Consider the following 25,814-nt stretch of genomic DNA (forward strand, 5'->3'; position numbering starts at 1 on the left):
ATTTTATATCACTCCTTATTGTTTGTTGTTTTAGCACTTGCCAAAACTAAGTGCTAATATATTTATACCACGTTGTTAGCAAACTGTCAATACGACTGCTAACTTTTTTGTCATTTCATTACAATTTTTATTTATATCGTATTATATATTATATGAATAAAATTTATATAAAGAACCTTTTGATCAATGACAGGGAAGATAAGAACAGAATAAAAAATATACCTTATTTATTTAATTATCGTATTTCAGACAATAACTTTACCAATTTTTCACATTTAATAAAAAAAATTTAAAAAAGTTCTTGCATTTTAAGAAAAGCTAGGTTATTATATATAGGCACTGATTAGTGCTGATATGCGCCGTTAGCTCAACTGGATAGAGCGTTTGACTACGGATCAAAAGGTTGTGGGTTCGATTCCTGTACGGCGCGCCATTTAACGGGATGTAGCACAGCTTGGTAGTGCACTTGATTTGGGATCAAGGGGTCGCAGGTTCGAATCCTGTCATCCCGACCATTAATTTGGCTGGGTAGCTTAGTTGGCTAGAGCATCCGGTTCATACCCGGAAGGTCATGGGTTCGAGTCCCATCCCCGCCACCATATATTTAATCCTGGACCATTAGCTCAGTTGGTTAGAGCATCCGGCTCATAACCGGTGGGTCGTGGGTTCAAGTCCTACATGGTCCACCATTTTAATTAAGTAGTGGAGGAATACCCAAGTGGCTGAAGGGTCCGGTCTTGAAAACCGGTAGGTCGGGAAACCGGCGCCTGGGTTCGAATCCCAGTTCCTCCGCCATTATTTAAAAATTTGTTTACACATCGCGGGATGGAGCAGTCTGGTAGCTCGTCGGGCTCATAACCCGAAGGTCGTTGGTTCAAATCCTTCTCCCGCAACCAAATGGTTTCGTAGCTCAGTCGGTAGAGCAACGGACTGAAAATCCGTGTGTCGGCAGTTCGATTCTGCCCGAAACCACCATTGGAAAATGAGCGAAAGCCTTGTATGAAAGCTTTCGCTTTTTTTTGTTTTAAAATGATGATTTTCATATCTTTATAAACAATAGTTCAGGAGAAACCAAAAAAATGAATAATAGGTTCATGGTTTTATCCTTTTTTTCAATGAATAAGGATGTTTGGGTTAAATAAACCTATATAAACTTGCGATAAATTCTAAATATGTATTTTATTCATTTGTAAAATGTGTTAGAATAATGTTGAAAGTGAGGGTGATAGCATGTTTTTAAATATAAACGTATCTCAGTCATTTTCAGAAAATTATATATTGAAATCATAGATGTTTTTGACGCATCTATTTTTTCTTTTATTGGTTTTGAATTGTATAATCGTGAGGATATGGCTCGCAAGTTTCTACCGCTTTTCCGTAAAAAAAGCGACTACAAAGCAAAAGTCTTTTTTGTTTTGTGGACATTAGATTTCTAATGTCTTTTTATATTTAAAAAGGAGAGAAAGATGGAAAGAAAACCGTTGGTTGGAATCGTGATGGGTTCCATGAGTGATTTTGACTGTGTTGTGGAAACAACAAAGCTTTTGGAGGAATTTGATATTCCTTATGAAAAGATCGTATTAAGTGCGCATCGCACACCCGATGAAACGATTGCTTATGCGAAAAGTGCTTATGAAAGAGGACTAAAGATCATTATTGCTGCTGCAGGCGGAGCTGCACATCTGGCAGGTGTGATTGCGGGATGTACTACGCTTCCGGTCATCGGTATTCCTATTAAGACAAGTACGCTGGATGGCCTTGATTCACTTTTAAGTATCGTTCAGATGCCAGCTGGAGTTCCGGTTGCGACAGTTGCTATTGGTAAAGCAGGAGCTAAAAATGCGGCCGTGCTTTGCGCAACGATATTAGGGGCTTTTGATGAGAAATATCATCAGAAGATGCTTGATCATAAAGAAAGCATGAAACGCAATGTGCTTGAAAATATGAAATTCTAGGAGGAAACATGAAGGTTAGCGAGAGAATATTCGTTGAGAAAAAAGAAGGATTTCAAGTTGAGGCTAATGATCTTTTTGCACAGTTAAAAGAGAATTTTCATATTCAGGCTTCTTCAATGCGTCTAGTAAATGTCTATGATGTTTTTGATATTGAACAGGACATTCTTGAAAAAGCGAAGGCAACAGTTTTTAGTGAACCGGTTGTTGATGTTGTTTTAGATGATGTAGAAGTTTCAGGAATGAATGTGATTGCGATCGAAACGCTTCCAGGACAGTATGATCAAAGAGCGGATAGTGCGATGCAGTGTGTAAGATTGTTAGATTCAACAGATAGCTGTGTGATCACTAGCGGAAAGCTTTTGATCTTTGATCGTGATTTGAGTGAAGAAGAATATGAGAAAGTTTCTCATTATGTGATCAATCCTATTGAAACAAGAAAGAAAAATATGGATGTGTTAAGCATTGACTCAAATGTTGATGTGAAGCCGTTAAAGGATTATAGTGGATTTATTGAATTAAATGAAGAACAGATAGAAGGCTTTCTAAAAGAAGAAGGACTTGCTATGTCCAAAGAAGATCTTTTGATGGTTCAGGATTATTTTAAGAATACTGAAAAAAGAGATCCAAGTGAAACCGAAATTCGTGTATTAGATACTTACTGGTCGGATCATTGTCGTCATACGACTTTTGAAACTTGCCTGAAAAATATCAAGATCACGACTTCACGTTTTAAAGAAGATATCCAGGCGGCATTAGACCGTTATATGGAATTAAGAAAAGAAAACGGACGTTGTGAAAAGCCAGTTACTTTGATGGATATGGCAACGATCAATGCAAGAGATCTAAGAAATAAGAAAATGGCGGATGAGGTTGAAGTCAGTGAAGAAATTAATGCTTGCAGTGTTTTCATTGATGTTGATCATGATGGAGTCATGGAAAAGTGGCTGCTTCAGTTTAAAAATGAAACCCATAATCATCCAACAGAAATTGAGCCATTTGGTGGTGCAAGTACTTGTATTGGAGGAGCCATTCGTGATCCGTTGAGTGGCAGAAGTTATGTTTATCAGGCAATGCGTATCAGTGGCAGCGGCAATGTCTTAGAAAGCATTGAAAATACGATGGAAGGCAAGCTTCCACAGAAAGTGATTTCTAAAAAAGCAGCTCAGGGAAATTCTTCTTATGGTAATCAGATTGGTCTGCCGACAACTTTTGTGCGTGAGATCTATCATGACTCTTATGTCGCAAAACATATGGAAGTAGGAGCTGTTGTTGGTGCCAGCAAGGCTGAAAATGTAAGAAGGGAAACTCCTGCAGATAAAGATGTTGTGATTTTATTAGGTGGACGTACCGGACGTGATGGTATCGGTGGTGCGACTGGTTCTAGTAAAGAGCATAATGTAAAATCACTGGAAGTCTGTGCAAGTGAAGTACAGAAGGGAAATGCTCCTGAAGAAAGAAAGATTCAACGTCTTTTCAGAAATGAAGCTTGTACGAAATTAATTAAAAAATGTAATGATTTTGGTGCTGGTGGTGTTTGTGTAGCTATTGGTGAATTGGCAAGTGGTTTAAAGATCAATCTTGATTTGGTACGTACAAAATATGCTGGTTTGAATGCGACAGAAATTGCGATTAGTGAAAGTCAGGAAAGAATGGCTGTTGTGGTAGCTAGTGAAGATGCAGATACGTTTATTTCTTTGGCTGAAGCTGAAAATCTAGAAGCTTATGTAGTGGCCACTGTCAATGATTCCAATCGTCTGGTCATGGAATATCATGGTGAAGTGGTCGTTGATCTGGCACGTGATTTTATTGATACGAGTGGAGCTCGCCAAAATGCGGATGTAGATATTAGCACGTTATCAGGTAAAAATCCATTTAGAAGCGATCTTGAATGCAATGAAGAAAATATCTATCAGATTCTTTCAGATATGAATGTTGCTTCACAAAAAGGATTGGTAGAAATGTTTGATGCTTCCATTGGAAGTACGACCGTTTTAATGCCTTTTGGAGGAAAGACGCAGCTGACACCTGCTCAGGCAAGTGTTCAAAAGCTTCCGGTGCGTGATGGCAAAACAAAAACATGTTCCATCCTTACATATGGATTTGATCCGGAAGTCATGGAGTATTCCTGTTTTGTAGGGGCTCAAAACAGTGTACTGCAGTCAATGGCTAAGATCATTGCTGTTGGTGGTAAAATGGAAAATATCCATTTCTCATTCCAGGAATATTTTGAACGCTTAGGAAAGAATGAACGTTCATGGGGAAAAGTAACAGAGGCTTTATTAGGAGCGATTACTGTTCAAGATAAATTTAAAATTGCAGCGATTGGCGGTAAAGATTCAATGTCAGGAACTTTCCAGGACATTTCTGTTGTACCTACATTAATTTCCTTTGCTTGTGCTCATGGTCATGTGGATGGCATTATTTCCAATGAACTAAAAGGAAAGGGTCATGTACTAAGCCTTGTTGCTTATGCATTTGATTTTGAAAAATTTGATTTAGATAGCGTTCAAAAAGTATTTGAAGATATGGAACGTATCATACAGTCTAAAAAGGTACTGTCCTGCAGTGTCATTGAAAAAGGTGGTGCAGCCGCAACCTTATTTAAGATGGCTTTCGGCAATATGATCGGCTTTGATGTCAAACTTGACCATGTCTTTGATTTCATGCCAGCCTGCTTTATTGTTGAAAGTGAAGAGGCGTTGGATAGCGAATATGCAACGATCATTGGTCATACTTCTGATCAGGTACGTATCAATGATATTGAACTTGATATTAATAAGGCTGTAAATGCTTATACATCCACTTTTGAAAAATTGTATCCAACATCTTCAAAAAGCAGCAAAGATTTAATTCCATATCGTGATACACGATCCGTTCAAGAGTTCAAATCAAAGTATCCGGTAGATGAGGTACATGTTTGTATTCCGGTTTTCCCTGGAAGCAACTGTGAATATGATACCGCTCGTGCTTTTGAAGAAGAGGGAGCGATTGCTCATATCTTTGTATTCAGAAATGAAACAGAGCAGATGATATTTGATAGCATTGATGAATTAGTAAAACTTTTAGGTCAATGTCAGATCCTGGCATTCCCAGGAGGTTTCTCAAGTGGCGATGAGCCGGATGGCAGTGCCAAGTTTATTGTGAATGTCCTGCAGAATGAGAAGGTCAAGAAGGCAGTTCATGATCTTTTAGATCGTGATGGTTTGATCTTAGGTATCTGCAACGGTTTCCAGGCCTTAGTGAAGTCAGGACTGCTGCCTTATGGAAGAATCAAAACGTTAGATGAGAGTGCACCGACGCTGTTTAGAAATGATATTAATCGTCATATTTCAACGATCGTTCATACACGAGTGGCCAGCAATCATTCACCATGGCTAGCGCATGAAAACGTAGGCGATGTTTATTCGATTGCTGTGAGTCATGGAGAAGGCAAGTTTGTTGTGAGTGAAGAAATGGCTGAAGAACTTTTTGAAAAGGGCTGTGTTGCCTTCCAGTATTGTGATGCTGAGGGAAGACTGAGCTATGATTCACACAGCAATGTCAATGGCTCTTGTTATGCGATTGAAGGCATTACGTCTTTTGATGGTCATATCTTAGGAAAAATGGGTCATTCTGAAAGATATTTTGATGACGTATTTAAAAATATTTCGGGTAAAAAGAAACAAAGTATTTTTGCTAATGGTGTTCAATATTTTAAAAAGTAGAGTGAGGAGAGAAAAAAATGGAAAAAAGAGAATTTCTTTATGAAGGTAAGGCAAAACAGATTTATGCGACAGATGATCCAGATAAGATTATTATTTATTATAAAGATGATGCGACAGCTTTTAATGGGGAAAAGAAAGCACAGATTGATAATAAGGGGTATTTAAATAATCAGATCAGCTACATCATCTTCAAAAAGCTGGAAGAAAAGGGAATCAAGACACATCTGATCGAAAAGTTAAATGAGCGTGAACAGCTTTGTCGTAAAGTTTCTATCATTCCTTTGGAAGTGATCGTTCGTAATTATATTGCTGGCAGCATGTCAAAGCGTTTAGGTATTGAAGAAGGAACAAAGCCTGAAAATGTAATCTATGAAATCTGTTATAAAGATGATAGTCTGGGTGATCCGCTGATCAACGATCATCATGCTGTTGCATTGAAGGTGGCAACTTATGATGAATTAAATAAGATCTATGAAATGACGAAAACGATCAATGAAGTGATGATCGATATGTGGGATCGATTAGGAATCATTCTTGTAGATTTTAAAATTGAGTTTGGACGTACAACGGATGGTGAAATCGTTCTTGCTGATGAAATTTCACCGGATACTTGTCGTCTATGGGACAAAGAAACAAAAGAAAAGCTTGACAAAGACCGTTTCCGCAGAAATCTTGGAAATGTCGAAGATGCTTATCAGGAAATCTTAAAGAGATTATCAAAATAAGGAGAAATTATGAATCAGTCAATCTATCAGGATCAACAAATTCATGAAGAATGTGGGGTCTTTGGTGTCTTTAATGTAGATAAGGCAAGTGAACTTACTTACTATGCTCTTCATGCCATGCAGCATCGCGGTCAGGAAGGCTGTGGCATCGTTTCTACAGATGGGGAAAAGCTGTATGGACATCGTGGCATGGGATTAGTTAAAGAAACTTTTCATGAACAGGAGTTAAGAGCCTGCAAGGGTAACTTTGCGATCGGACATGTTCGCTATTCTACAGCTGGAGGCAGTGGACCTAATAACGTTCAGCCATTCATGTTCAATCACTCAACGGGTGATTTTGGATTGTGTCATAATGGAAATATCGTAAATTCTAAGCAGATTCGTGAAAAATTGGAAAGAAATGGTTCCATTTTTCAGTCGACGAGCGATACAGAGATCCTTGCTCATCTCGTAAAGAAAAATGCAACTCGCTCAAGACTTGAATCAATCAAGGAAGCATTGAATATTCTTATTGGCGGTTTTGCATTTTTGATCATTACTAAAGATAAATTATATGCGATGCGTGATAAAAATGGTCTTCGTCCGCTATCGATCGGTAAGCTGCAGGATGGCTATGTGATCAGCAGTGAAACATGTGCTTTTGATGTTATTGGTGCAGAGTTTATCAGAGATGTATTGCCGGGAGAAATTGTTACTTTTTCTAAAAATAAAGTGACTTCTTGTTTTTATACAGAAGATACCTGTCATAAAATATGTGCTATGGAATATATTTATTTTTCAAGACCTGACAGTGATATTTGCGGAATCAATGTTCATGCCTCAAGAAAAATGGCAGGAAAGGTATTGGCACAGGAAGCACCAGTGGATGCCGATATCGTGATCGGAGTACCCGATTCCAGTCTGAGTGCAGCTGTTGGTTATGCAGAAGAAAGTGGCATTCCTTATGAAGTAGGTTTGATCAAAAATAAATATATGGGAAGAACTTTTATTGAACCAAGTCAGGAATTGCGTGATAAAGGAGTTCGTATGAAGCTCTCACCGGTAAGAAGTATCGTTAAGGGCAAACGAATCATTTTGATTGATGATTCGATCGTTCGTGGCACAACTTCTACAAAAATCGTGAAGATGCTTCGTGATATGGGAGCCAGTGAAGTTCATATGAGAATTGCTTCACCGCCGATGATCTCTCCTTGCTTCTATGGTGTAGATACGAGTACTTATGATGAACTCATCAGTGCCTTCCACAATGTTGAAGAAGTAAGAAAGATCACGGGTTGTGACTCTTTAGCGTTTATTTCGATGGAAGGATTGAAACGGGCGATTGGTTTGAATGATATGTGTATGGCATGCTTCAGCGGAAATTATCCGACAGAATTGTTTGATTCGATCAAGGATGCCAATAAGGAAACAAAATTCTAGGAGGATATATGAGCGAACAATATAAAAATGCCGGAGTAGATCTGGAAGCAGGTTATGAATCTGTCGAGCGAATTAAAAAACATATTTCTGCGACTCATCGCTTAGGTGTGATGGGAAACATCGGTTCTTTTGGAGGATTATTTGATTTAAGTGCTTTAAATTATAAAAATCCTGTGCTTGTCAGCGGGACAGATGGTGTAGGAACAAAGCTGAAACTTGCGTTTATGATGGATAAGCATGATACGATCGGTCAGGATGTCGTGGCGATGTGTGTCAATGATGTCTTAGCGCAGGGAGCTCAGCCTTTACTTTTCTTAGATTATATTGCTGTCGGCAAGAATCATCCGGAAAAAATTGAAGCGATCGTTAAAGGGGTCAGTGATGGCTGTGTTTTGGCAAATTGCGCTTTGGTTGGCGGTGAAACTGCCGAAATGCCGGATATGTATGAAGAAGATGAATATGATGTGGCTGGTTTTACGGTGGGTGTTGTCGAGAAGGATCAGATCATTGATGGTTCAAAAACAAAAGCTGGCGATGTTGTTATCGGTTTAGCAAGCTCAGGTGTTCATTCCAATGGTTTTTCATTGGTACGTAAGCTTATTTTTAAGGATCATGATCTGGATTTATCGAAAACATATGAAGGACTTTCTAAACCGCTGGGGGAAACGTTGTTAACACCGACACGCATTTATGTAAAAGCAGTCAGTGAAGTAATGAAGAAAATAGATGTACATGGGGTTGCACATATTACAGGTGGTGGTTTCCATGAGAATATGCCACGTTGTTTAAATAAGGGATTAGGAATTGAAATTGAAAAGGGTACATGGGAAGTGTTAGAAATTTTCCACTTCTTACAGAAGCTTGGTAATATTGAAGAAGATGAAATGTATCATGTATTCAATATGGGAATTGGTATGATTCTTGTTGTGGATGAAAATGATGTTGATGCTGCTTTGTCAATCTTGAAGGATATGGGGGAAAAGGCTTTTGTGATTGGTGAGGTAACAAGTCAGGAAGGAATTTCATTCAAATGAAAAGCATAGCCGTTTTCGCAAGTGGTACAGGAACGAATTTTGAAGCGATTCAAAAAGCGATCGAAGATCATCAATTAGAGGCTTCGATTGAATGTGTCGTATCGGATCATAGAGATGCGAAAGTCGTTGAAAAGGCACAACAAAAAAATATTGAAGTGTTTGCTTTTGATCCAAAAAGCTATCCTTCAAAAAAAGATTATGAAAAAGAAATTGTTACACTGTTAGACAGTAAAAAAGTGGACTTAGTCGTACTGGCAGGGTATATGCGCTTATGTGGTGAAGTGCTTTTAAATGCCTATGAGGGTAAAATCATAAATATTCATCCATCGCTTTTACCGGCATTTAAGGGAAAAGATGCGATCGGACAGGCGATTGATTATGGTGTCAAGGTCATGGGAGTTACGATTCATTATGTGGATAGTGGCATGGACAGTGGCAAGATCATCGCACAGAGAAGTTTTGATGTTGAAGAAGGGTTGAGCAGAGAGGAAATTGAAGCATCGATTCATGCGATCGAACATGTGCTTTATCCATCTGTGATTCAAAAATTATTGGAGGAAATGAAATGAAAAAGCGTGCTTTAGTAAGTGTAAGTGACAAGACAGACTTGATTCCTTTTGTGAAGGGATTGGTTGAATGCGGCTATGAGATCATTTCTACAGGAGGAACCTACAAAGCGTTAAAGGAAGCAGGTATCGACTGTTTGGGAATTGAAGAGGTCACCCATTTTCCGGAAATTCTGGATGGACGTGTTAAAACATTGCATCCGATGGTTCATGGAGGACTTTTGGCAGTTCGTGATTTAGAAAGTCATCAAAAACAGCTAAAAGAAAATCACATTGAAACGATCGATCTGGTTTGTGTTAATCTTTATCCATTCAAACAGACGATTTCAAAAGAAGGTTTTACACATGCCGAAGCCATTGAAAATATCGATATTGGCGGTCCTAGCATGTTAAGAAGTGCGGCAAAGAATCATGCTTATGTCACAGTGGTTTGTGATGTCAAGGATTATGAACAGGTTCTAAATGAAATCAAAGAAAATGGTGATACGAGCCTAGCAACTCGTCAACGTCTGGCAGCCAAGGTGTATCGTACGACGGCAAGCTATGATGCGATGATCGCCCAGTATATGAGTGATTATGTACAGGAAGAAAATCCAGAGTCATTAACGATGACCTTTGATTTGAAACAGACATTACGTTATGGTGAGAATCCACATCAAAAGGCAAGCTTCTACAGTGAGATGTTTACGACACCTTATTCACTTTGTTCTGCAAAGCAGCTTCATGGTAAAGAACTCTCATATAATAATATTCAGGATGCAAATGCAACTTTAGAAATTTTGCGTGATTTTGAGGGAAGCAGTGCTGTTGTTGCGGTCAAGCATATGAATCCATGCGGTATTGGTGTTGCATCTGATCTTTATACGGCTTGGAGAAAAGCTTATGAAGCAGATACAACAAGCATTTTTGGAGGTATCGTTGCTTTTAATGAAACTGTTACGGTACAGATTGCGGAAGAATTAAGCAAGATGTTCTTAGAAATTATATTAGCACCGGCTTTTGAAGAGGAAGCTTTTGAAATTTTAAGCCGTAAGAAAAATATTCGTTTGATGACCTTCACTAAAGAAGCTCAGAAAGAGTATGTACGTAAATTTGTTTCAGTGAGCGGTGGTATCTTAGTACAGGATACAGATCGTGCAGTAACGAGAGCAGAAGACTGCAAATGTGTCACTGAAAAACAGCCGACCGAAAAAGAAATGGAAGACTTGTTGTTTGGCTTTAAGGTCGTAAAACATGTGAAATCAAATGCGATCGTGATCGTCAAGGATGGTCAGACATTAGGTGTTGGTGCCGGACAGATGAATCGTGTCGGTGCGGCTAAAATTGCTTTGGAACAGGCAGGTGAAAAAGCACGTGGTGCTGTATTGGCCAGTGATGCTTTCTTCCCAATGGATGATACGGTCAAGCTAGCCAGTGAATATGGCATTAGTGCTATCATTCAGCCAGGTGGTTCGATCAAAGATGAAGATTCAATCAAAGCATGTAACGAAAATCAGGTATCCATGGTGTTTACGGGCAAACGCCACTTTAAACACTAATGGCTAAGGTCTTAGTCATTGGCAGTGGCGGACGTGAACATGCCCTTTGTTATAAATTTGCTCAAAGCCCGTATGTTGAGCAGGTATATGTTGCTAATGGCAACGGGGGCATGGACGATGTCGCAACGCTTGTAGATATTGATATTCTTGATTTTGAAGGGCTCATTGCTTTTGCGAAAGAAAATAAGATCGATCTGACTTTCGTAGGTCCAGAGATTCCTTTATGTGCAGGAATCAGTGATGCTTTTCAAAAAGCAGGGTTGAGTATTTTTGGACCCACTCAGGCTGCAAGCCAGCTGGAAGGAAGTAAGTGTTTTGCCAAGGATATGATGCATAAATACAATATTCCAACAGCCAAATATGCCAGCTTTGATGACTATGAAAAAGCAAGTGTTTATTTATCCAATCAAAAATGTCCGATCGTTTTAAAAGCTGATGGGTTAGCAGCCGGAAAAGGAGTTATCATCGCAACTACGATGGAAGAAGCTCAGAAAAGCTTAAAAGATATGATGTGCAATGATTTATTTAAAGAAGCCGGGACTTCTTTGGTCATTGAAGAATATCTTGAAGGAGAAGAATTTTCTCTTTTTGCTTTTGTCAATGGTAAAGATGTTTATCCAATGCAGATCGCTCAGGATCACAAACGTGCTTTCGACCATGATCAAGGATTAAATACGGGTGGTATGGGTGCTTATACACCTGTGGCACATCTTCCTCAAAGTGCTGTTGATGAAGCGATGGAAAAGGTGATGAAGCCTATTGCTGAAGCGATGGTTTTAGAAGGAATGCCTTATCAAGGTATTTTATATGGTGGCTTTATGCTTACGGATGAGGGTGTCAAAACGATTGAATTTAATTGCCGTTTTGGTGATCCGGAAAGTGAAGTGGTCTTACAGGCGATGACAAGTGATCTATATCAGACGATCATGGATGTCATGGATCATAAAGAGCCAGTCATTACATTCTCTAAAGAGGCTTTTTTAGGAGTTGTATTGGCAGCTGAAGGATATCCACAAAGCTATCAGAAAAATATTGATTTAAGTGATTTGAAATTGACTTCACCGGCATGTTTCCATATGGGAACTAAGAAAACAGATAAAGGACTTGTTTCAAGTGGGGGAAGAGTACTATTCATTTCTCAAAGTGCTCCTACTTTGAAAGAAGCTAAACAAAAAACCTATGCTTTGATAGATGAAATTAAAAGAGAAGGTTTATTTTATCGAAGTGATATTGGAGATCGTGAATTATCAAAAGAAACTGATTGACAGTTTCTTTTTTTTGATGAATCGTTTATAATAGACGAAGGTGGTAGCATGAAGAAATTTTTAAGAAATTTATTACTTGTTTTATGTATTGGTGTATTTTGCTTTTCTCTATATAAAATCGTAAGCTATTATTATGAAGGCTATCAGTCAGAAAAAAGAGTTAGTGAACTTCTCTCGCAAGTAAAAGAGGATGAAGGACGGACGATGAGCTTTGTAGAGAAATACGGTGAACTGTTGAAACAAAATTCGGATATGGTTGGCTGGATCACCATTGAAGATACTAAAGTCAATTATCCGGTCATGCAGACGCCCAATGATGAGGAATTTTATTTAAGAAGAAACTTTGATAAGGAGTATGAATTCAGAGGAACACCTTTTGTCAATGCGAATGCAAATCTTCAGGATGAAGATGACAACATGATCATTTATGCACATAACATGGATGATGGAACGATGTTTGGCAATCTTAGAAAATTTACAGATTATAGTTTCTATGAAACGCATAAAACTTTTGAATTTGATACGATTTATCATAACTCAACTTATGAGATTTTTGCGGTATTTAAAACAGTGGATGATCCTGATCATGAGCTTTATATTGATTATTATACTTTTTTCAATGCTGAGGATGAAGAAAGTTTTAATGAACAAATTCAAAAATATAAACAGGCCTCTTATTATGATACAGGAATTACGCCTCAGTATGGGGATAAGCTTTTGACATTGTCAACCTGTGAATATTCAAACGACAATGGACGCTTAGTAGTAGTAGCAAGGAAGGTGGAATAGTATGAAAAAAGGTGACCCAATCGAATATACAGATGAGCATCAGAGTGGTAAAGAAATTTTTAATGAAGTTTTTATGATGCAGTATACAAGTAAAAAAGCTAAATATGAATGGAATATGTTTTTATATGTACAACTGCTGTTCCTTCTCATAGCAATGATCCTGAATTATTTCTTTACGTCTTATATGCCTTATATTCTTACAGTAACGATCGTTTTGTTTATCATCTGTTACTATTTGAACACGAAAAAAAGAAGAGAGATGTTAGTACAGGGGAAAATCAAAAAAGTTCGTCTAACGAATGCTCAGCGCGGTGTTGATGGCTTTATGACGATCAAACCGGCAACGGCTTATGAGATCATGAAAGAAGATTGTCTGATTATTGAAGTTAGTGTTCCGGAATATTATGATGAAATGCATGTGGTTGGAGCTGTATCGATTCCTTTAGAGGTTCTTTCAGAAAAGATCGATGAGATGAACTTAGATCCGAATAAGACGATTCTTGTATACGGCAGAGCAGAAGAAAAAAGTAAGCAGGGTGCACAGCTGTTAGTGGATAAAGGATTTAAAGATGTATATGAATTTGGTTCAATTATGGATTGGCCATTTGATGTTGTTTTACAGGAAGAAAATGAGACAAGTCTTTGATGATTTGTCTTTTTATTTACTGCTTTTGATTGACGATTAATTGGACAGACAGCTATAATAAAGTTGTAGATATCATAGAAATGAATGTTTTATATTTAAATCATTTTGAGTAAGGACGAAAAGTAGTACTTAATCGAAAAGAAAAAGAAGAGATTTTAAATAAAAAAGTTAAATAAAAAAAATGAGCGCACTAAAAACAAGTGAACAAATGAAATAAAATAAATTTAGCGAAAATCAGGTTTCATTTTTAATCCAAGCATCAAGATGAATATTGATGGCGGCAAAGATTGAAAAGAAAGCTGCTTTGGAGTCTTCACGAATTCTCATCTGATGAAGATGATAGTCATTGAGAATTCTATTATTGATTCTCTCAGTACAAGTTCTATTTTTGTATAGTTCTTTCCATTTATCTGTTTTGTAAGGAACAGGGCCAAAAAGACGCATATCAAGCGAATCGTTAATGTAAACAGTTCTACCATATGGAGAAGGAGAACATGTATCTGCATGTGGACAAGAATCAATCAATCCCATTTTTAGAGGACAACGGAATTTTCTTCTTTGCCTTTGATAGTCGTAGCCACAGTGATACATTTCAACACCACAATCACAAATTGGTTTGCCGTTTTCACTAATAGAATCAAAGTGTTTATAAATATTTTTACCCAATTTACGTTGATTGAAATCAATGATTGGGATAATATTATGGTGACGCAGAAATTGGTAAACGGCAGAAGAATCGCTTGCGGAATCGAAACACATGAATTTTGGAGAGAGTTCAGGGTTAATATCAAGGAAACGAGCGGTAGAGGAAATGGAAGACAGAGCATCATGACGAGAAGCTTTCTCTAAATCGATAAAGACGGGAAGGTCAGTATGGATTAGAGGGTTATGATAAGAAATGTTATAGAGAGTATAACCGAAGTAATACATTCCAAGATCACTGTCCCAGCCAAAATCTGCGTTTTTAGCGCTATAACGATGAGTGTTTAAAATATTGTCATCTTTAATGATTTGATGACCAAAAGGAGAAGCATGAATATGAAAAGCAGAACCATCACCAGAAAAGACAAGATTGTAGGAATCAATAAAGCCCATGTCATGAGAAGGAATGACAGCAATAGCGTTAAAAAGTAATTGAAGAGTATAAATCATACGATCACGGTCAAAAACAGAACCATCATGAGTGTAATTATCGAAAAGAGAATAAGTATCATCATTAGAGAAGTTCATTAATTTTTCACCTTTCTTAGGTTTAGAAGAATTAGATTTATTCGTAAAAAGGCCTTTAGGAAGAAGATCGTTATGGTGAGAAAAAGAATGAGTGATACGGTTAATGAAATCGTAATGAGAAGAATGGTTAGGAACATTCCAAGAACCGATAAGATATTGAAGAAGCCTATCGTGATGAACTTCATAACACCAATTTTTAAGAGAAGTAAAACCAAGATGAAGCATCAAAACGACAGAACGCAAATAGATAGCAGGATCGTTAGCGGGACGACCCAAAGGAGAATATAAAGGAAAGATGATATCGGCGACAAGGTCGACATCAAGTTTAGACAACTTATGAATAGCAGACTTAAAATTAGGAGAAGAAAGTCTGAAAAGATCAGAAGTTGAAAGAGAAGACTTTTCTGTCTTAAGAAATTCTTTGTAATCTTGAGACGAAGAGAAATAAATTAACATTGAAGATCACCACCTACTTACTACAGAAAGGCGAGCAAAGCGAGCCCGCAACGAGGGCGATTTGTCAAGCAAAAAGTGAAAAAAGTTGGGGGGATTTCAAAAAAACGGCAATTAAAAAAGAGCGTAAACAAGCCGTTAAAATGTTTTCGACCACGCTCATTTTGAAAGGGGAGAATTGTCATGAAAAAAAGAATAATAAATAGAGGAAATCGCTTATGACATTCATTGAGAAATATTTGTTTCGTTTTCTCTTGCTGCTGACAGCAGCTTGGATAGCAGCTTTGGTATATGGGGTGTTAGCGATCTTTCAAAGAAGACTATGGAATAAAAATAAGATATTTGGTTGCGTTTTTCCTTTGTTGAGTTTATTTCTTTTTCTATATGCCATATACGATGGAATCGTGAATAGGTATCTGAATCCTTTTTATTTTTATTCTAGTTCGCTGCTTGTTATCGTAATAGCTGTTTCAACTTTTATAAAGAGAAGTCCTTCAAAGAAAACAAAGATCATGGGTGCTGTTGCTTTCAGTTTGTTTATATGGCTATTTTTTGATCATATTAATATCATTACTTATAATGTAGATATAGAAGATGTTCAAAACCAGTATGCCTTGCAATTTGATGCTGAAGTATGTTCTGTTGATGATCATTTTTCATTAACAAATTTTGATCCGGATGTTATTTATTGTAGGGGTGCTCTTTCTAATGAAAATCTTTATGGAATAAATATTTATATTTCTGAAAATGATCATTTTGTAAAGGAAAATATATTATGGGAACTATTGGTCTTAAAAAGAGAAGAAAAGCCGCTCACTTATGATGAATGGGAACAAGATAAGATCCTTTTTCAAGTTTATCAATATGAAGAGCCTACTGGATTAGAAGATGAATATATTCCTTATTATCGAATCGTTTTCTCGTATCAGGAAAGGATATATGAAGTGTATCTTCATAAAGATTCAGAAAATTTTACTGTAGGGGATCGTGCTCATCCTCAGATTTCATCAAAAGATCAGGAAGATATTTTAAATTGTATGAAACAATTACTTTCTAAATAAAAAGGACAAATCTTTATGATTTGTCCAATTTTCTGTCAAACTAGATGACTGTTACGTTACTAGCCTGTGGTCCACGTTCTTTTTCAACAACTTCATAACTGACTGTTTGACCTTCTTCTAAAGTCTTGAAACCTTCAGAATTGATAGCTGAGAAATGAACAAAAATGTCTTTGCCTGTTTCGTCTGTGATAAATCCATAGCCTTTTTCAGCATTGAACCATTTTACTTTTCCAGTTTTCATAGTTGTACCTCCTTATCCGAACAAGAAGCACACTCAAGAATTAAATTGTTATTATTGAGTTCATACCTTTACTGCTAGCTTTTTGATAACGTAAAAAATATTGCTTTTATTCAATTTCATTATGACAGTTGTCTAATCACTTGTCAATTGTTTTCTTATATTGTGAAAAAATGTGATTTGTTCGGATGACTTGAAATCATGATGAAAGAAACATACAATATAGCTGTCAACAAGGAGGTTCTTATGAACGTTGCGTTTTTTTTGAGACCTAAATTCCAGGTCGTTTATATGTATGAAAATGACAGTATCCGGGCAGGACTTGAAAAGATGAAGTATTATGGCTATACTTCGATTCCGGTGATCAATGAAAAAAATGAATATGTAGGTACGGTATCTGAGGGTGATTTTTTATGGTATCTGGTCGATGAAAATGATGATCAGCTGCATAAGACAAATATGAAAAGTGTTGAGGATACGAAGATCAAGGATATTTTAAGGGCGGATAAGAATCCGAGCATTCGTATTACAGTAGGTATTGAGGAACTTTTGACTCGGGCGATGCGACAGAATTTTGTTCCTGTAGTGGATGATTCAAATGTATTTATTGGAATCGTTACAAGAAAGGCAATCATTGAATATTTAGTGAATAAGCACGATTGAAAAGAAGCTTTTTTTTGATTATAATAGTTTCATGATTCGTAAAACTGTAAGAAATGATATTGATGAATTAATAAGGATCATTGATCAGGCCAAAGCTTATTTAAAAGAGCAGGGAATCGATCAATGGCAGGATGGTTATCCAAATAAAGAAGTGCTTTTGGAAGACATCAAGCAAGGCTATAGCTATGTCTTAGAGGAGGGGCATATCATAGGCACGATGAGCTTTAAGGTTGCAGATGATCCTGATTATGCAAGAATTGATGGCAAATGGCTGTGTGAGGGTTCTTATGGAGTCATCCACCGCATTGTAATCGATGATAAGTATAAAGGTGAGGGAAGAGCTAAAGAGCTCTTAGAATATGCGATAAAAGGCTGTAGAGAAAGTCATGCGATAAGTCTTCGTATTGATACGCATCAGGATAATCGTTCGATGAGAAGATTTCTTGAGAAAAATGGTTTTATTGAATGTGGAACGATTTATATTGGTGGTGTGTCACCAAGGATTGCTTATGAAAGGTGTTTAGAGTACTAAAGGTACTCTTTTATAGTGGTTTCTTTGTGAAATATCATGAATTATCGTGAACAATGTATAGGTATTTGTAGAAGAATATGGTAAAATATTGTAGGTAGATGGAGGAAATTATGGCAGATAAGATTATTGTTTTGGATTTTGGCTCACAGTATAACCAGCTGATTGCAAGACGTATTCGTGAGTTTGGGGTTTATAGTGAATTACATCCACATACGTTGACTTTGGAACAGATCAAGAGTTTCGAAGATGTAAAGGGTATCGTGTTTAGTGGGGGACCAAATAGTGTATATGAGAAGGATGCATTTATGTGTGATCCAGCTATTTTTGATAGCGGAATTCCTATTTTAGGAATTTGTTATGGAATGCAGATGACGCATTATATGAATGGCGGGCATGTAAAGGCTTGTGAAGCAAAGGAATATGGAAGATGTGAGATTACGATTGATACGGATTCTTTGATTTTCAAGGGCTTGCCTAAGAAACAGACGGTATGGATGAGTCATGGTGATCAGGTAGATAAGCTTGCAGATGGATTTGTAAAGGATGCTTCGAGTGATACTTGTTATTATGCTGCGACAAGCAATGAACAGAAGAAGATCTATACGTTGCAGTTTCATCCGGAGGTACGTCATTCAGAGTTTGGAAATGATATCTTGAGAAATTTCGTATTTGAAGTCTGCCATGCAAAGAATAATTGGTCGATGAGTTCATTTATCGAGATGCAGATTGCAAAGATTCGAGAACAAGTAGGCAATGATAAGGTGCTTTTAGGATTATCCGGTGGTGTCGATTCTTCAGTAGTTGCTGCTTTGTTACATAAGGCAATTGGTAATCAGCTGTATTGTATGTTTATCGATCATGGTCTTTTAAGAAAAGGTGAAGCGGATAGCGTCATGGAAGTATTTGGACGTGAAATGAACCTGAATCTTGTGAAGATTGATGCGAAAGATCGTTTCTTATCAAAATTAAAGGGTGTCAGTGATCCTGAACAAAAGCGTAAGATCATTGGAAATGAGTTTGTGTATACTTTTGATGAAGAAGTGAAGAAGCTTGTTGAAGGGGAAGATATTAAGTGGCTGGCTCAGGGTACTTTATATACGGATGTGATCGAGTCAGGGACAAAAACAGCTCAGACCATTAAATCACATCATAATGTTGGTGGCCTTCCAAAGGACATGCAGTTTCAGTTGATCGAACCTCTAAATACTTTATTTAAGGACGAAGTAAGAGCGCTAGGAAGCGAATTAGGGCTTCCAGATGAAATGGTATGGAGACAGCCTTTCCCAGGTCCAGGGCTTGGTATCCGCATCATTGGAGAGATTACAGAAGAAAAGCTGATGATGGTAAGAGAATCTGATGCTATTCTAAGAGAAGAAATCAAGAAAGCCGGATTAGATCGTGAGATCTGGCAGTATTTTACAGCACTTACAAATATGAAGTCAGTAGGTGTCATGGGAGATCAGCGTACCTATGCTTATGCTGTAGCGATTCGTGCAGTAACATCGATTGATGGTATGACAGCGGACTGGGCAAGAATCCCATATGATGTCTTAACGATCGTATCAAATCGTATCGTAAATGAAGTTCCTCATGTGAATCGAGTAATGTTAGATATTACATCGAAGCCTCCTGGAACGATAGAGTTCGAGTAGTATATTTTGTTGTTTTGCAACCATCGATAGCGTGTTTTTCGTAAATTCCGTTATCGTGGGAAGAATGACTAGAGAATAAAAAATACACAAAAAATTAGACCTTAGGGGCGTAAGCCTTTAAGGTCTTTTTTTGCGAAAAACAATATGAAATCTGTCAGAAACCTTGTAAAATCAATACTTTTACGACTCCTGTAACGAAATCTGGTTACGGAATACAGGAAAAAATCCCGGTGTGACAGTCGTGTCAGAAGGCGTTACAAAAGTTGGGGGACGTTAATGAGATTTGCAAAAAAGACGCTAACGGGATTTTTGAAATAACATCAAAAAACGTTAGAAACGCCTTTAAATAGGGTGTTTTTTAAATATTCTTAGAATAGTGCATAAATCTAGGTGTTTTGTTCAATGATGGTGTCATTTGTTTCAGGTGAAATAATAGGCTCCTTTTGTAATACAATACTTTTGTCATCGTAAGTTGCCTTGAAATTATAATTACTATCAATTACTTTATTTGCTAATTCATAAAGTAAATATAATCCGAATGCAACAAGTACGCGGTTTGTTCTATCTTTTATAATATCATTCATAATGAGTCCTTTCTACGCAAAACTCTTACCGAATTTTACGATTTTTTTCCAATTACACAAAATACAAGCTCCTAATCCACCTACTGTAATGCCAATAGGTAAGCCATAGGATTCAATAAATGTTTTATCACGGGGTATTTCTTTAACAGCTTCTTTTTCAATGATTCTATCTTTGTAGATGATTTCTGGTTGTTCTTTGGTAGGTTTAGATTTAACACAATCACACATGTTCATATCACCATTTGCTCCAATGTAACAAACACTGACTTTGTTTCCGTAAAATGATTCTATATCATTAAATTTATATGCATCCGAAGTAAGTCTTTGATCATTAGATATAAGTAGTTGTGGTATGTTTCTTCTTTTCTCTAAAATTACAGTTAAGATTTTAGGGTCAGCGAAGTTCTCTCCATTACTAGCGTCATTATTAAGGCGTTCAACTTTAAAAATATCATTGTTTGTTTTAACCAAATTCAAAGCTTCTATTGCACTAGTTTGTTTGTACTCATCAGACGATAATTGATGTTTTGCTAGTTCAGCCATTACACAATCAGGAATTTGTATTTTCTTATTAGATTCGAGAAGAACTGGACGAACATTTTTAATGAAAAGTTCGAATCTTTGGATATACATCATCGTGCACGTATCAATCCATATTATTTGATTGTTTTGGATTTGTTTTGTAATGTAATCTAGGTTTGTTGTCATATTGATTACCTACCTTTCTGTTTTACATTTAGATTGTATAACAAATTCTTATTTGATAAAATTAAAGTGGGATAGAAAATATCCCACTTTAATTTTTGAGTCTATTTAAATGTGATATTCTGACTGCGAGGTGATTTAAATGAGAAAAGAAAATGGTTTTAAACTAGAAGAAATTAAATATGTTCCGTATATACCTGATAAATATGAATTTAAAAAATACTTTGATTCAATGAGGAAGATTGATTGTGAAGATGGTGTTTCAAAAAATAAGAGGATTAGACATACATATACATATAAAGAACTGTCTGAAATAACTGGTGCTCCAGAAGAGTCAATTCGTAAGTTGATAAACAAGACACAACCTACTTCAAATCGAGATTTAATTATTTCTTTATGTATTGCTATAAAATTAGACTTGGATAGCACAAATCTCGCATTACGCAAATACGGAATGTCAGAATTATATGACGGAAGCTACGGTGATTCTATGACACGAGATTATTTATTGATGGAAATTTTAGATAAATATAATGGTGATATGACTTTACATGAAGTTAATAATTATTTAGTCGCCTCGGGATTTTCACCTTTGCATATACCTATTATAAAGAAACAAATATCAACATTTAGAAAACAGGATGAATATGAAGTGATTAATATTAGAGTATTCCCTTTAATAAATGATTATGATTTTTGCTTATCAGAAAAATTTAATATTAAAAATTATGACTGTAGTGCAGAAATGTTAATAAAAAACCTAAATACTGGAGAAAAGTATATAATAACAGGATCTAAAGATAAAAAATTTCTTATACATTCTTTATCAGGTTCGACTAGAATTTTACCAATAGAAAAATTTGAACACTATAAAAACCTAAAGACAGTTCTTTCATTTCTCGTTATGAAAATTGATAAAGAAATATATAAACTACAAATAATACAAAATGATACTAAAAATTACGGTAATCGTACAACAGCAAAATTTGAAAATGGTAGAATAGTTTTTATTTCAGAGAGTTTTAATAACAAGGTTCCAGAGATTCCACTTTATATACTCGTTGAAGATGATTGCAAAGATACTAAAATATTAATTTCAAAGAAAAGTATGTTTATGTCAAAATTATATGACGATATTCGATATCGTGAAGAATATCATTGCGAAAAAATTAAGGCTATATGGGAATATAATAGTGTTGATGATATTAAAGATGATGCTATATATAAAAATCATGAAGTAATACAAAATTCTATAATTAAAATATGCAATGACTTAACTTCGAATATCTCAAAATTGAAAAATGAAATTAAGTATAAAAAAGAGTTTATTTCATCAAGTATTTTAATAGATGGAGAACCTGATGAATTCTATTTAATGTGTCGAGCGCTAAAATTAGTAAAAGAATTTTCATTAAAAAAAGATGGTGAGTTTTATTACACGACAAGAAATAAAATTAACTATAGATATAATGATAAAATTTATATAATAACGAGAGAAGATGTTAAAACTGCATGTGAACTCGGAATGAAAAACGCAAATGATATATGTTCAGTTAAAGAAAGAATTGGCTCTTTAGAAGCATTATATGAAGAAATGTAGTTAATATAGCTACTTTTTTTAATTTTAGTTAATTTGAATTTTCGATAATTCCATATTTTTATATAATGTATAAATCATTTGAAACAATAAGTATACGAGGTAAAATTCAATTATTTAAATTTAATGATATTCTGTGTAGAATATAAAAATCTATGAGTTCGAATTAGATAGGATAAGCTATGGTAGCTAATCAGTTGTTGCATAAATTGCCACAACTGATTTTAGTTTAAAAATGATTCAATTCGAGTACATATTGAGTACATTATAATATTAAAAGTATTTACAACCAATGTAATCTGTAAATATTAGATAAAATAAATGATGAAAAACATTATGATATAGATGAAAATGATATGCAGGAGTCGAGTTCGAATAGTGTACAATAACGAAAAGTGCCTTTAAATGACATTGTTATTTAAAGGGTTTTGTGAAGCATCGACTTTTTAGGAAAGTGATTTTGATACACTTTTGATACACGATGACTAAAAAAGGTTTTCTGATACAAGTGCAATTGTACCAGTAGGCTTGCAAGTTAAAGACAATTTATAACTATAAAATTGAGCTTCTGTAATGTATGCAGAGGTTCTTATTCCATTTTCATTAGATTTATACATAAAAAAAATTTAGCACATTTTAAGCCATATTCAGCTCTTAAAGATCGTGTAAAACTCTTGAAAATATTTGTAGCTATGATTAAATCTTTGACTAAGAAATGGGATGTTAACAAATCATCGCTTTACAAACATATAAAAACAAAAGAAGTTGATAAAGATTTTGAAAAAAACTGCAAAAAAATATTCTAAAGTCTATATCAGAAGATGAAGAAATATCTTTCTTAAAAGAAAGCTCTGAATTAGAAGATTTCTTAATGGAATTTAATGAGTAGTAATTTTAACTAAGTCGACTTGATACTAATGTAATGCAATAATTTTTCTAAGATGTACTAAAAATCCTTTGAATCGAAGCTCATCAATCTTCGAAACAGAGGACCTTTTTTATTGCACAAAAACAGCAAAAACGTCAAGAAATCTTGTTAAATAGAAAGATTTATCTTTATGACATGGAGGTTTTCATTTATAATAAAAAGTAAGAAAGTTGAGAGATTTCTATGGAACAAGTATCATACAAGAAATTATTTAAGCCGTTAATTGATCGTAATGAAAAGAAAACTGAATTTGCTGCTAAAGCTGGTATTAGTCAAAGCACTTTAGCAAAAATGGGAAAAGGACAATTCATATCAATGGTATGTTAGTTAAAATATGTAATTAACTTGATTGCACATTGGATGATATTGTGGAGATTATATAGAGAGTAAGGACGAAAAGTAGTACTTAATCGAAAAGAAAAAGAAGAGATTTTAAATAAAAAAGTTAAATAAAAAAAATGAGCGCACTAAAAACAAGTGCACAAATGAAATAAAATAAATTTAGCGAAAATCAGGTTTCATTTTTAATCCAAGCATCAAGATGAATATTGATGGCGGCAAAGATTGAAAAGAAAGCTGCTTTGGAGTCTTCACGAATTCTCATCTGATGAAGATGATAGTCATTGAGAATTCTATTATTGATTCTCTCAGTACAAGTTCTATTTTTGTATAGTTCTTTCCATTTATCTGTTTTGTAAGGAACAGGGCCAAAAAGACGCATATCAAGCGAATCGTTAATGTAAACAGTTCTACCATATGGAGAAGGAGAACATGTATCTGCATGTGGACAAGAATCAATCAATCCCATTTTTAGAGGACAACGGAATTTTCTTCTTTGCCTTTGATAGTCGTAGCCACAGTGATACATTTCAACACCACAATCACAAATTGGTTTGCCGTTTTCACTAATAGAATCAAAGTGTTTATAAATATTTTTACCCAATTTACGTTGATTGAAATCAATGATTGGGATAATATTATGGTGACGCAGAAATTGGTAAACGGCAGAAGAATCGCTTGCGGAATCGAAACACATGAATTTTGGAGAGAGTTCAGGGTTAATATCAAGGAAACGAGCGGTAGAGGAAATGGAAGACAGAGCATCATGACGAGAAGCTTTCTCTAAATCGATAAAGACGGGAAGGTCAGTATGGATTAGAGGGTTATGATAAGAAATGTTATAGAGAGTATAACCGAAGTAATACATTCCAAGATCACTGTCCCAACCAAAATCTGCGTTTTTAGCGCTATAACGATGAGTGTTTAAAATATTGTCATCTTTAATGATTTGATGACCAAAAGGAGAAGCATGAATATGAAAAGCAGAACCATCACCAGAAAAGACAAGATTGTAGGAATCAATAAAGCCCATGTCATGAGAAGGAATGACAGCAATAGCGTTAAAAAGTAATTGAAGAGTATAAATCATACGATCACGGTCAAAAACAGAACCATCATGAGTGTAATTATCGAAAAGAGAATAAGTATCATCATTAGAGAAGTTCATTAATTTTTCACCTTTCTTAGGTTTAGAAGAATTAGATTTATTCGTAAAAAGGCCTTTAGGAAGAAGATCGTTATGGTGAGAAAAAGAATGAGTGATACGGTTAATGAAATCGTAATGAGAAGAATGGTTAGGAACATTCCAAGAACCGATAAGATATTGAAGAAGCCTATCGTGATGAACTTCATAACACCAATTTTTAAGAGAAGTAAAACCAAGATGAAGCATCAAAACGACAGAACGCAAATAGATAGCAGGATCGTTAGCGGGACGACCCAAAGGAGAATATAAAGGAAAGATGATATCGGCGACAAGGTCGACATCAAGTTTAGACAACTTATGAATAGCAGACTTAAAATTAGGAGAAGAAAGTCTGAAAAGATCAGAAGTTGAAAGAGAAGACTTTTCTGTCTTAAGAAATTCTTTGTAATCTTGAGACGAAGAGAAATAAATTAACATTGAAAATCACCACCTACTTACTACAGAAAGGCGAGCAAAGCGAGCCCGCAACGAGGGCGATTTGTCAAGCAAAAAGTGAAAAAAGTTGGGGGGATTTCAAAAAAACGGCAATTAAAAAAGAGCGTAAACAAGCCGTTAAAATGTTTTCGACCACGCTCTAATAATAAAAGGAGAAATTATTATGACTTTATATGAAGAATTTAAAGAAAAATATCTAAGCGATGATCTTATTGATTTCTTTATCGAAAAAAGAAAGTTCATATTAGAAAATAATAAGAAAGATTATTTGATTTATCTAATCAAAGAAGGTCTGTTGGAAGAAGACATCACTAATGTTGCTAAGATGTCATTGGATTTATTTATTGCACAGGCACAAGCGATATTGATCCATGATAAGGAAATTGTTGAAACTTATTCAAAACTAAATAAGAAACAAAAATCTATGTTATTTAGTGAGATTAATAAAAAACTTCGTTGCATGGTGTTAAATGAAATAACATATGGAGCGGAACTTGAACAGTATCAACGTTGATGAATAAATGTTAATAAAAGCCTCTAGCCCAGAGG

General features: G+C 35.5%; 22 protein-coding genes, 7 tRNA genes and 1 riboswitch. Of the genes, 24 read left to right on the forward strand and 5 right to left on the reverse strand.

Going from position 1 to position 25,814, the window contains the following annotated elements:
• The first annotated feature begins 356 nt into the window (after positions 1-356).
• The 17 genes from BQ5367_RS11445 (at position 357) to BQ5367_RS11525 (ending at position 13,641) form a co-directional block, all read left to right on the forward strand.
• A tRNA-Arg gene (locus BQ5367_RS11445) sits at positions 357-433 on the forward strand.
• Between the two features lie 5 nt (positions 434-438).
• Positions 439-515, forward strand: a tRNA-Pro gene (locus BQ5367_RS11450).
• 7 nt (positions 516-522) lie between these two features.
• Positions 523-599: transfer RNA gene (locus BQ5367_RS11455), tRNA-Met, on the forward strand.
• Positions 600-612: 13 nt separating this feature from the next.
• A tRNA-Ile gene (locus tag BQ5367_RS11460) sits at positions 613-689 on the forward strand.
• A 15-nt stretch (positions 690-704) separates the two neighbouring features.
• Positions 705-795: transfer RNA gene (locus BQ5367_RS11465), tRNA-Ser, on the forward strand.
• 24 nt (positions 796-819) lie between these two features.
• Positions 820-896 (forward strand) — tRNA-Met (locus BQ5367_RS11470).
• A 3-nt stretch (positions 897-899) separates the two neighbouring features.
• A tRNA-Phe gene (locus tag BQ5367_RS11475) sits at positions 900-975 on the forward strand.
• Between the two features lie 336 nt (positions 976-1,311).
• A riboswitch (purine riboswitch) is annotated at positions 1,312-1,413 on the forward strand.
• A gap of 53 nt (positions 1,414-1,466) precedes the next feature.
• A complete protein-coding gene (purE, locus tag BQ5367_RS11480; RefSeq protein WP_071442616.1) occupies positions 1,467-1,955 on the forward strand; it encodes a 5-(carboxyamino)imidazole ribonucleotide mutase in 489 nt (162 codons plus the stop codon).
• 8 nt (positions 1,956-1,963) lie between these two features.
• The gene (locus BQ5367_RS11485; protein WP_071442617.1) at positions 1,964-5,659 is read left to right on the forward strand and encodes a phosphoribosylformylglycinamidine synthase; all 3,696 of its coding nucleotides are present in this window, start codon (positions 1,964-1,966) and stop codon (positions 5,657-5,659) included.
• A 17-nt stretch (positions 5,660-5,676) separates the two neighbouring features.
• Entirely contained in the window at positions 5,677-6,384 is a 708-nt protein-coding gene (gene purC, locus BQ5367_RS11490) for a phosphoribosylaminoimidazolesuccinocarboxamide synthase (protein ID WP_071442618.1), read from the forward strand.
• A gap of 9 nt (positions 6,385-6,393) precedes the next feature.
• Positions 6,394-7,803, forward strand: a complete 1,410-nt coding sequence (gene purF / locus BQ5367_RS11495) for an amidophosphoribosyltransferase (protein WP_071442619.1) — start codon at positions 6,394-6,396, stop codon at positions 7,801-7,803.
• Positions 7,804-7,811: 8 nt separating this feature from the next.
• Positions 7,812-8,837, forward strand: a complete 1,026-nt coding sequence (gene purM / locus BQ5367_RS11500; protein ID WP_071442620.1) for a phosphoribosylformylglycinamidine cyclo-ligase — start codon at positions 7,812-7,814, stop codon at positions 8,835-8,837.
• Positions 8,834-9,406 carry a phosphoribosylglycinamide formyltransferase gene (purN, locus tag BQ5367_RS11505; protein ID WP_071442621.1) on the forward strand — a complete coding sequence of 191 codons (573 nt, stop codon included), beginning with the start codon at positions 8,834-8,836 and terminating at the stop codon, positions 9,404-9,406. The genes purM and purN overlap by 4 nt, the downstream gene beginning before the upstream one ends.
• Positions 9,403-10,941, forward strand: a complete 1,539-nt coding sequence (gene purH, locus BQ5367_RS11510; RefSeq protein WP_071442622.1) for a bifunctional phosphoribosylaminoimidazolecarboxamide formyltransferase/IMP cyclohydrolase — start codon at positions 9,403-9,405, stop codon at positions 10,939-10,941. The genes purN and purH overlap by 4 nt, the downstream gene beginning before the upstream one ends.
• Entirely contained in the window at positions 10,941-12,206 is a 1,266-nt protein-coding gene (purD, locus tag BQ5367_RS11515) for a phosphoribosylamine--glycine ligase (RefSeq protein WP_071442623.1), read from the forward strand. Before purH ends, purD begins: the two co-directional genes overlap by 1 nt.
• 48 nt (positions 12,207-12,254) lie before the next feature.
• Positions 12,255-12,995 (forward strand): class B sortase, encoded by a 741-nt coding sequence (srtB, locus tag BQ5367_RS11520; RefSeq protein ID WP_071442624.1) that lies wholly within the window; start codon positions 12,255-12,257, stop codon positions 12,993-12,995.
• 1 nt (position 12,996) lies between these two features.
• Entirely contained in the window at positions 12,997-13,641 is a 645-nt protein-coding gene (locus tag BQ5367_RS11525; RefSeq protein WP_071442625.1) for a rhodanese-like domain-containing protein, read from the forward strand.
• 234 nt (positions 13,642-13,875) lie between these two features.
• Here BQ5367_RS11525 and BQ5367_RS11530 read toward each other — a convergent pair whose 3' ends face one another.
• Positions 13,876-15,327, reverse strand: coding sequence for a transposase (locus BQ5367_RS11530; protein WP_071441052.1), 1,452 nt, complete (start codon positions 15,325-15,327; stop codon positions 13,876-13,878).
• 215 nt (positions 15,328-15,542) lie between these two features.
• Between BQ5367_RS11530 and BQ5367_RS11540 the strand changes: the two genes are divergently transcribed.
• Positions 15,543-16,385, forward strand: coding sequence for a hypothetical protein (locus tag BQ5367_RS11540; RefSeq protein WP_071442627.1), 843 nt, complete (start codon positions 15,543-15,545; stop codon positions 16,383-16,385).
• A 40-nt stretch (positions 16,386-16,425) separates the two neighbouring features.
• Here the strand turns inward: BQ5367_RS11540 and BQ5367_RS11545 are convergent, their stop codons facing one another.
• Positions 16,426-16,626 (reverse strand): cold-shock protein, encoded by a 201-nt coding sequence (locus BQ5367_RS11545; RefSeq protein WP_071442628.1) that lies wholly within the window; start codon positions 16,624-16,626, stop codon positions 16,426-16,428.
• Positions 16,627-16,869: 243 nt separating this feature from the next.
• On the opposite strand from BQ5367_RS11545, the gene BQ5367_RS11550 reads away from it, so the two are divergent.
• From BQ5367_RS11550 to guaA, 3 genes are all read left to right on the forward strand, one after another.
• Positions 16,870-17,286, forward strand: a complete 417-nt coding sequence (locus tag BQ5367_RS11550) for a CBS domain-containing protein (protein WP_083383258.1) — start codon at positions 16,870-16,872, stop codon at positions 17,284-17,286.
• 31 nt (positions 17,287-17,317) lie between these two features.
• Positions 17,318-17,818 carry a GNAT family N-acetyltransferase gene (locus tag BQ5367_RS11555; RefSeq protein ID WP_071442629.1) on the forward strand — a complete coding sequence of 167 codons (501 nt, stop codon included), beginning with the start codon at positions 17,318-17,320 and terminating at the stop codon, positions 17,816-17,818.
• Positions 17,819-17,928: 110 nt separating this feature from the next.
• Entirely contained in the window at positions 17,929-19,470 is a 1,542-nt protein-coding gene (guaA, locus tag BQ5367_RS11560; protein ID WP_071442630.1) for a glutamine-hydrolyzing GMP synthase, read from the forward strand.
• Positions 19,471-19,856: 386 nt separating this feature from the next.
• On the opposite strand, the gene BQ5367_RS11565 is transcribed toward guaA, so the two are convergent.
• Together BQ5367_RS11565 and BQ5367_RS11570 are read right to left on the reverse strand one after the other, a co-directional pair.
• On the reverse strand, positions 19,857-20,054 hold the full coding sequence (locus BQ5367_RS11565) for a hypothetical protein (RefSeq protein WP_071442631.1): 198 nt from the start codon (positions 20,052-20,054) through the stop codon (positions 19,857-19,859).
• A 12-nt stretch (positions 20,055-20,066) separates the two neighbouring features.
• Positions 20,067-20,762 (reverse strand): PIN domain-containing protein, encoded by a 696-nt coding sequence (locus BQ5367_RS11570; protein ID WP_071442632.1) that lies wholly within the window; start codon positions 20,760-20,762, stop codon positions 20,067-20,069.
• A gap of 139 nt (positions 20,763-20,901) precedes the next feature.
• On the opposite strand from BQ5367_RS11570, the gene BQ5367_RS11575 reads away from it, so the two are divergent.
• Together BQ5367_RS11575 and BQ5367_RS13440 are read left to right on the forward strand one after the other, a co-directional pair.
• Positions 20,902-22,359 (forward strand): hypothetical protein, encoded by a 1,458-nt coding sequence (locus tag BQ5367_RS11575; RefSeq protein WP_071442633.1) that lies wholly within the window; start codon positions 20,902-20,904, stop codon positions 22,357-22,359.
• A 1,108-nt stretch (positions 22,360-23,467) separates the two neighbouring features.
• Positions 23,468-23,611: a helix-turn-helix domain-containing protein gene (locus BQ5367_RS13440; RefSeq protein WP_328586478.1), complete on the forward strand. Its 144-nt coding sequence runs from the start codon at positions 23,468-23,470 to the stop codon at positions 23,609-23,611.
• 184 nt (positions 23,612-23,795) lie between these two features.
• On the opposite strand, the gene BQ5367_RS11580 is transcribed toward BQ5367_RS13440, so the two are convergent.
• Positions 23,796-25,247, reverse strand: a complete 1,452-nt coding sequence (locus BQ5367_RS11580; RefSeq protein WP_071441052.1) for a transposase — start codon at positions 25,245-25,247, stop codon at positions 23,796-23,798.
• A gap of 181 nt (positions 25,248-25,428) precedes the next feature.
• Between BQ5367_RS11580 and BQ5367_RS11585 the strand changes: the two genes are divergently transcribed.
• Positions 25,429-25,779, forward strand: coding sequence for a hypothetical protein (locus BQ5367_RS11585; RefSeq protein ID WP_071442634.1), 351 nt, complete (start codon positions 25,429-25,431; stop codon positions 25,777-25,779).
• Positions 25,780-25,814: the final 35 nt, after the last annotated feature.

The sequence above is a fragment of the Traorella massiliensis genome, from assembly GCF_900104665.1.
GTDB lineage: Bacteria > Bacillota_I > Bacilli_A > Erysipelotrichales > Erysipelotrichaceae > Traorella > Traorella massiliensis.

Bases quoted from the DNA above. Each gene is read 5' to 3' on its own strand.
- BQ5367_RS11525 (WP_071442625.1), top strand. From the start codon at position 12,997: ATGAAAAAAGGTGACCCAATCGAATATACAGATGAGCATCAGAGTGGT.
- purE (WP_071442616.1), top strand. From the start codon at position 1,467: ATGGAAAGAAAACCGTTGGTTGGAATCGTGATGGGTTCCATGAGTGAT.
- purD (WP_071442623.1), top strand. From the start codon at position 10,941: ATGGCTAAGGTCTTAGTCATTGGCAGTGGCGGACGTGAACATGCCCTT.
- BQ5367_RS11530 (WP_071441052.1), bottom strand. From the start codon at position 15,327: ATGTTAATTTATTTCTCTTCGTCTCAAGATTACAAAGAATTTCTTAAG.
- srtB (WP_071442624.1), top strand. From the start codon at position 12,255: ATGAAGAAATTTTTAAGAAATTTATTACTTGTTTTATGTATTGGTGTA.
- BQ5367_RS11570 (WP_071442632.1), bottom strand. From the start codon at position 20,762: ATGACAACAAACCTAGATTACATTACAAAACAAATCCAAAACAATCAA.
- BQ5367_RS11585 (WP_071442634.1), top strand. From the start codon at position 25,429: ATGACTTTATATGAAGAATTTAAAGAAAAATATCTAAGCGATGATCTT.
- purH (WP_071442622.1), top strand. From the start codon at position 9,403: ATGAAAAAGCGTGCTTTAGTAAGTGTAAGTGACAAGACAGACTTGATT.
- BQ5367_RS11485 (WP_071442617.1), top strand. From the start codon at position 1,964: ATGAAGGTTAGCGAGAGAATATTCGTTGAGAAAAAAGAAGGATTTCAA.
- BQ5367_RS11540 (WP_071442627.1), top strand. From the start codon at position 15,543: ATGACATTCATTGAGAAATATTTGTTTCGTTTTCTCTTGCTGCTGACA.
- purF (WP_071442619.1), top strand. From the start codon at position 6,394: ATGAATCAGTCAATCTATCAGGATCAACAAATTCATGAAGAATGTGGG.
- purC (WP_071442618.1), top strand. From the start codon at position 5,677: ATGGAAAAAAGAGAATTTCTTTATGAAGGTAAGGCAAAACAGATTTAT.
- purN (WP_071442621.1), top strand. From the start codon at position 8,834: ATGAAAAGCATAGCCGTTTTCGCAAGTGGTACAGGAACGAATTTTGAA.
- BQ5367_RS11550 (WP_083383258.1), top strand. From the start codon at position 16,870: ATGAACGTTGCGTTTTTTTTGAGACCTAAATTCCAGGTCGTTTATATG.
- purM (WP_071442620.1), top strand. From the start codon at position 7,812: ATGAGCGAACAATATAAAAATGCCGGAGTAGATCTGGAAGCAGGTTAT.
- BQ5367_RS11580 (WP_071441052.1), bottom strand. From the start codon at position 25,247: ATGTTAATTTATTTCTCTTCGTCTCAAGATTACAAAGAATTTCTTAAG.
- guaA (WP_071442630.1), top strand. From the start codon at position 17,929: ATGGCAGATAAGATTATTGTTTTGGATTTTGGCTCACAGTATAACCAG.
- BQ5367_RS11545 (WP_071442628.1), bottom strand. From the start codon at position 16,626: ATGAAAACTGGAAAAGTAAAATGGTTCAATGCTGAAAAAGGCTATGGA.
- BQ5367_RS11565 (WP_071442631.1), bottom strand. From the start codon at position 20,054: ATGAATGATATTATAAAAGATAGAACAAACCGCGTACTTGTTGCATTC.
- BQ5367_RS11575 (WP_071442633.1), top strand. From the start codon at position 20,902: ATGAGAAAAGAAAATGGTTTTAAACTAGAAGAAATTAAATATGTTCCG.
- BQ5367_RS13440 (WP_328586478.1), top strand. From the start codon at position 23,468: ATGGAACAAGTATCATACAAGAAATTATTTAAGCCGTTAATTGATCGT.
- BQ5367_RS11555 (WP_071442629.1), top strand. From the start codon at position 17,318: ATGATTCGTAAAACTGTAAGAAATGATATTGATGAATTAATAAGGATC.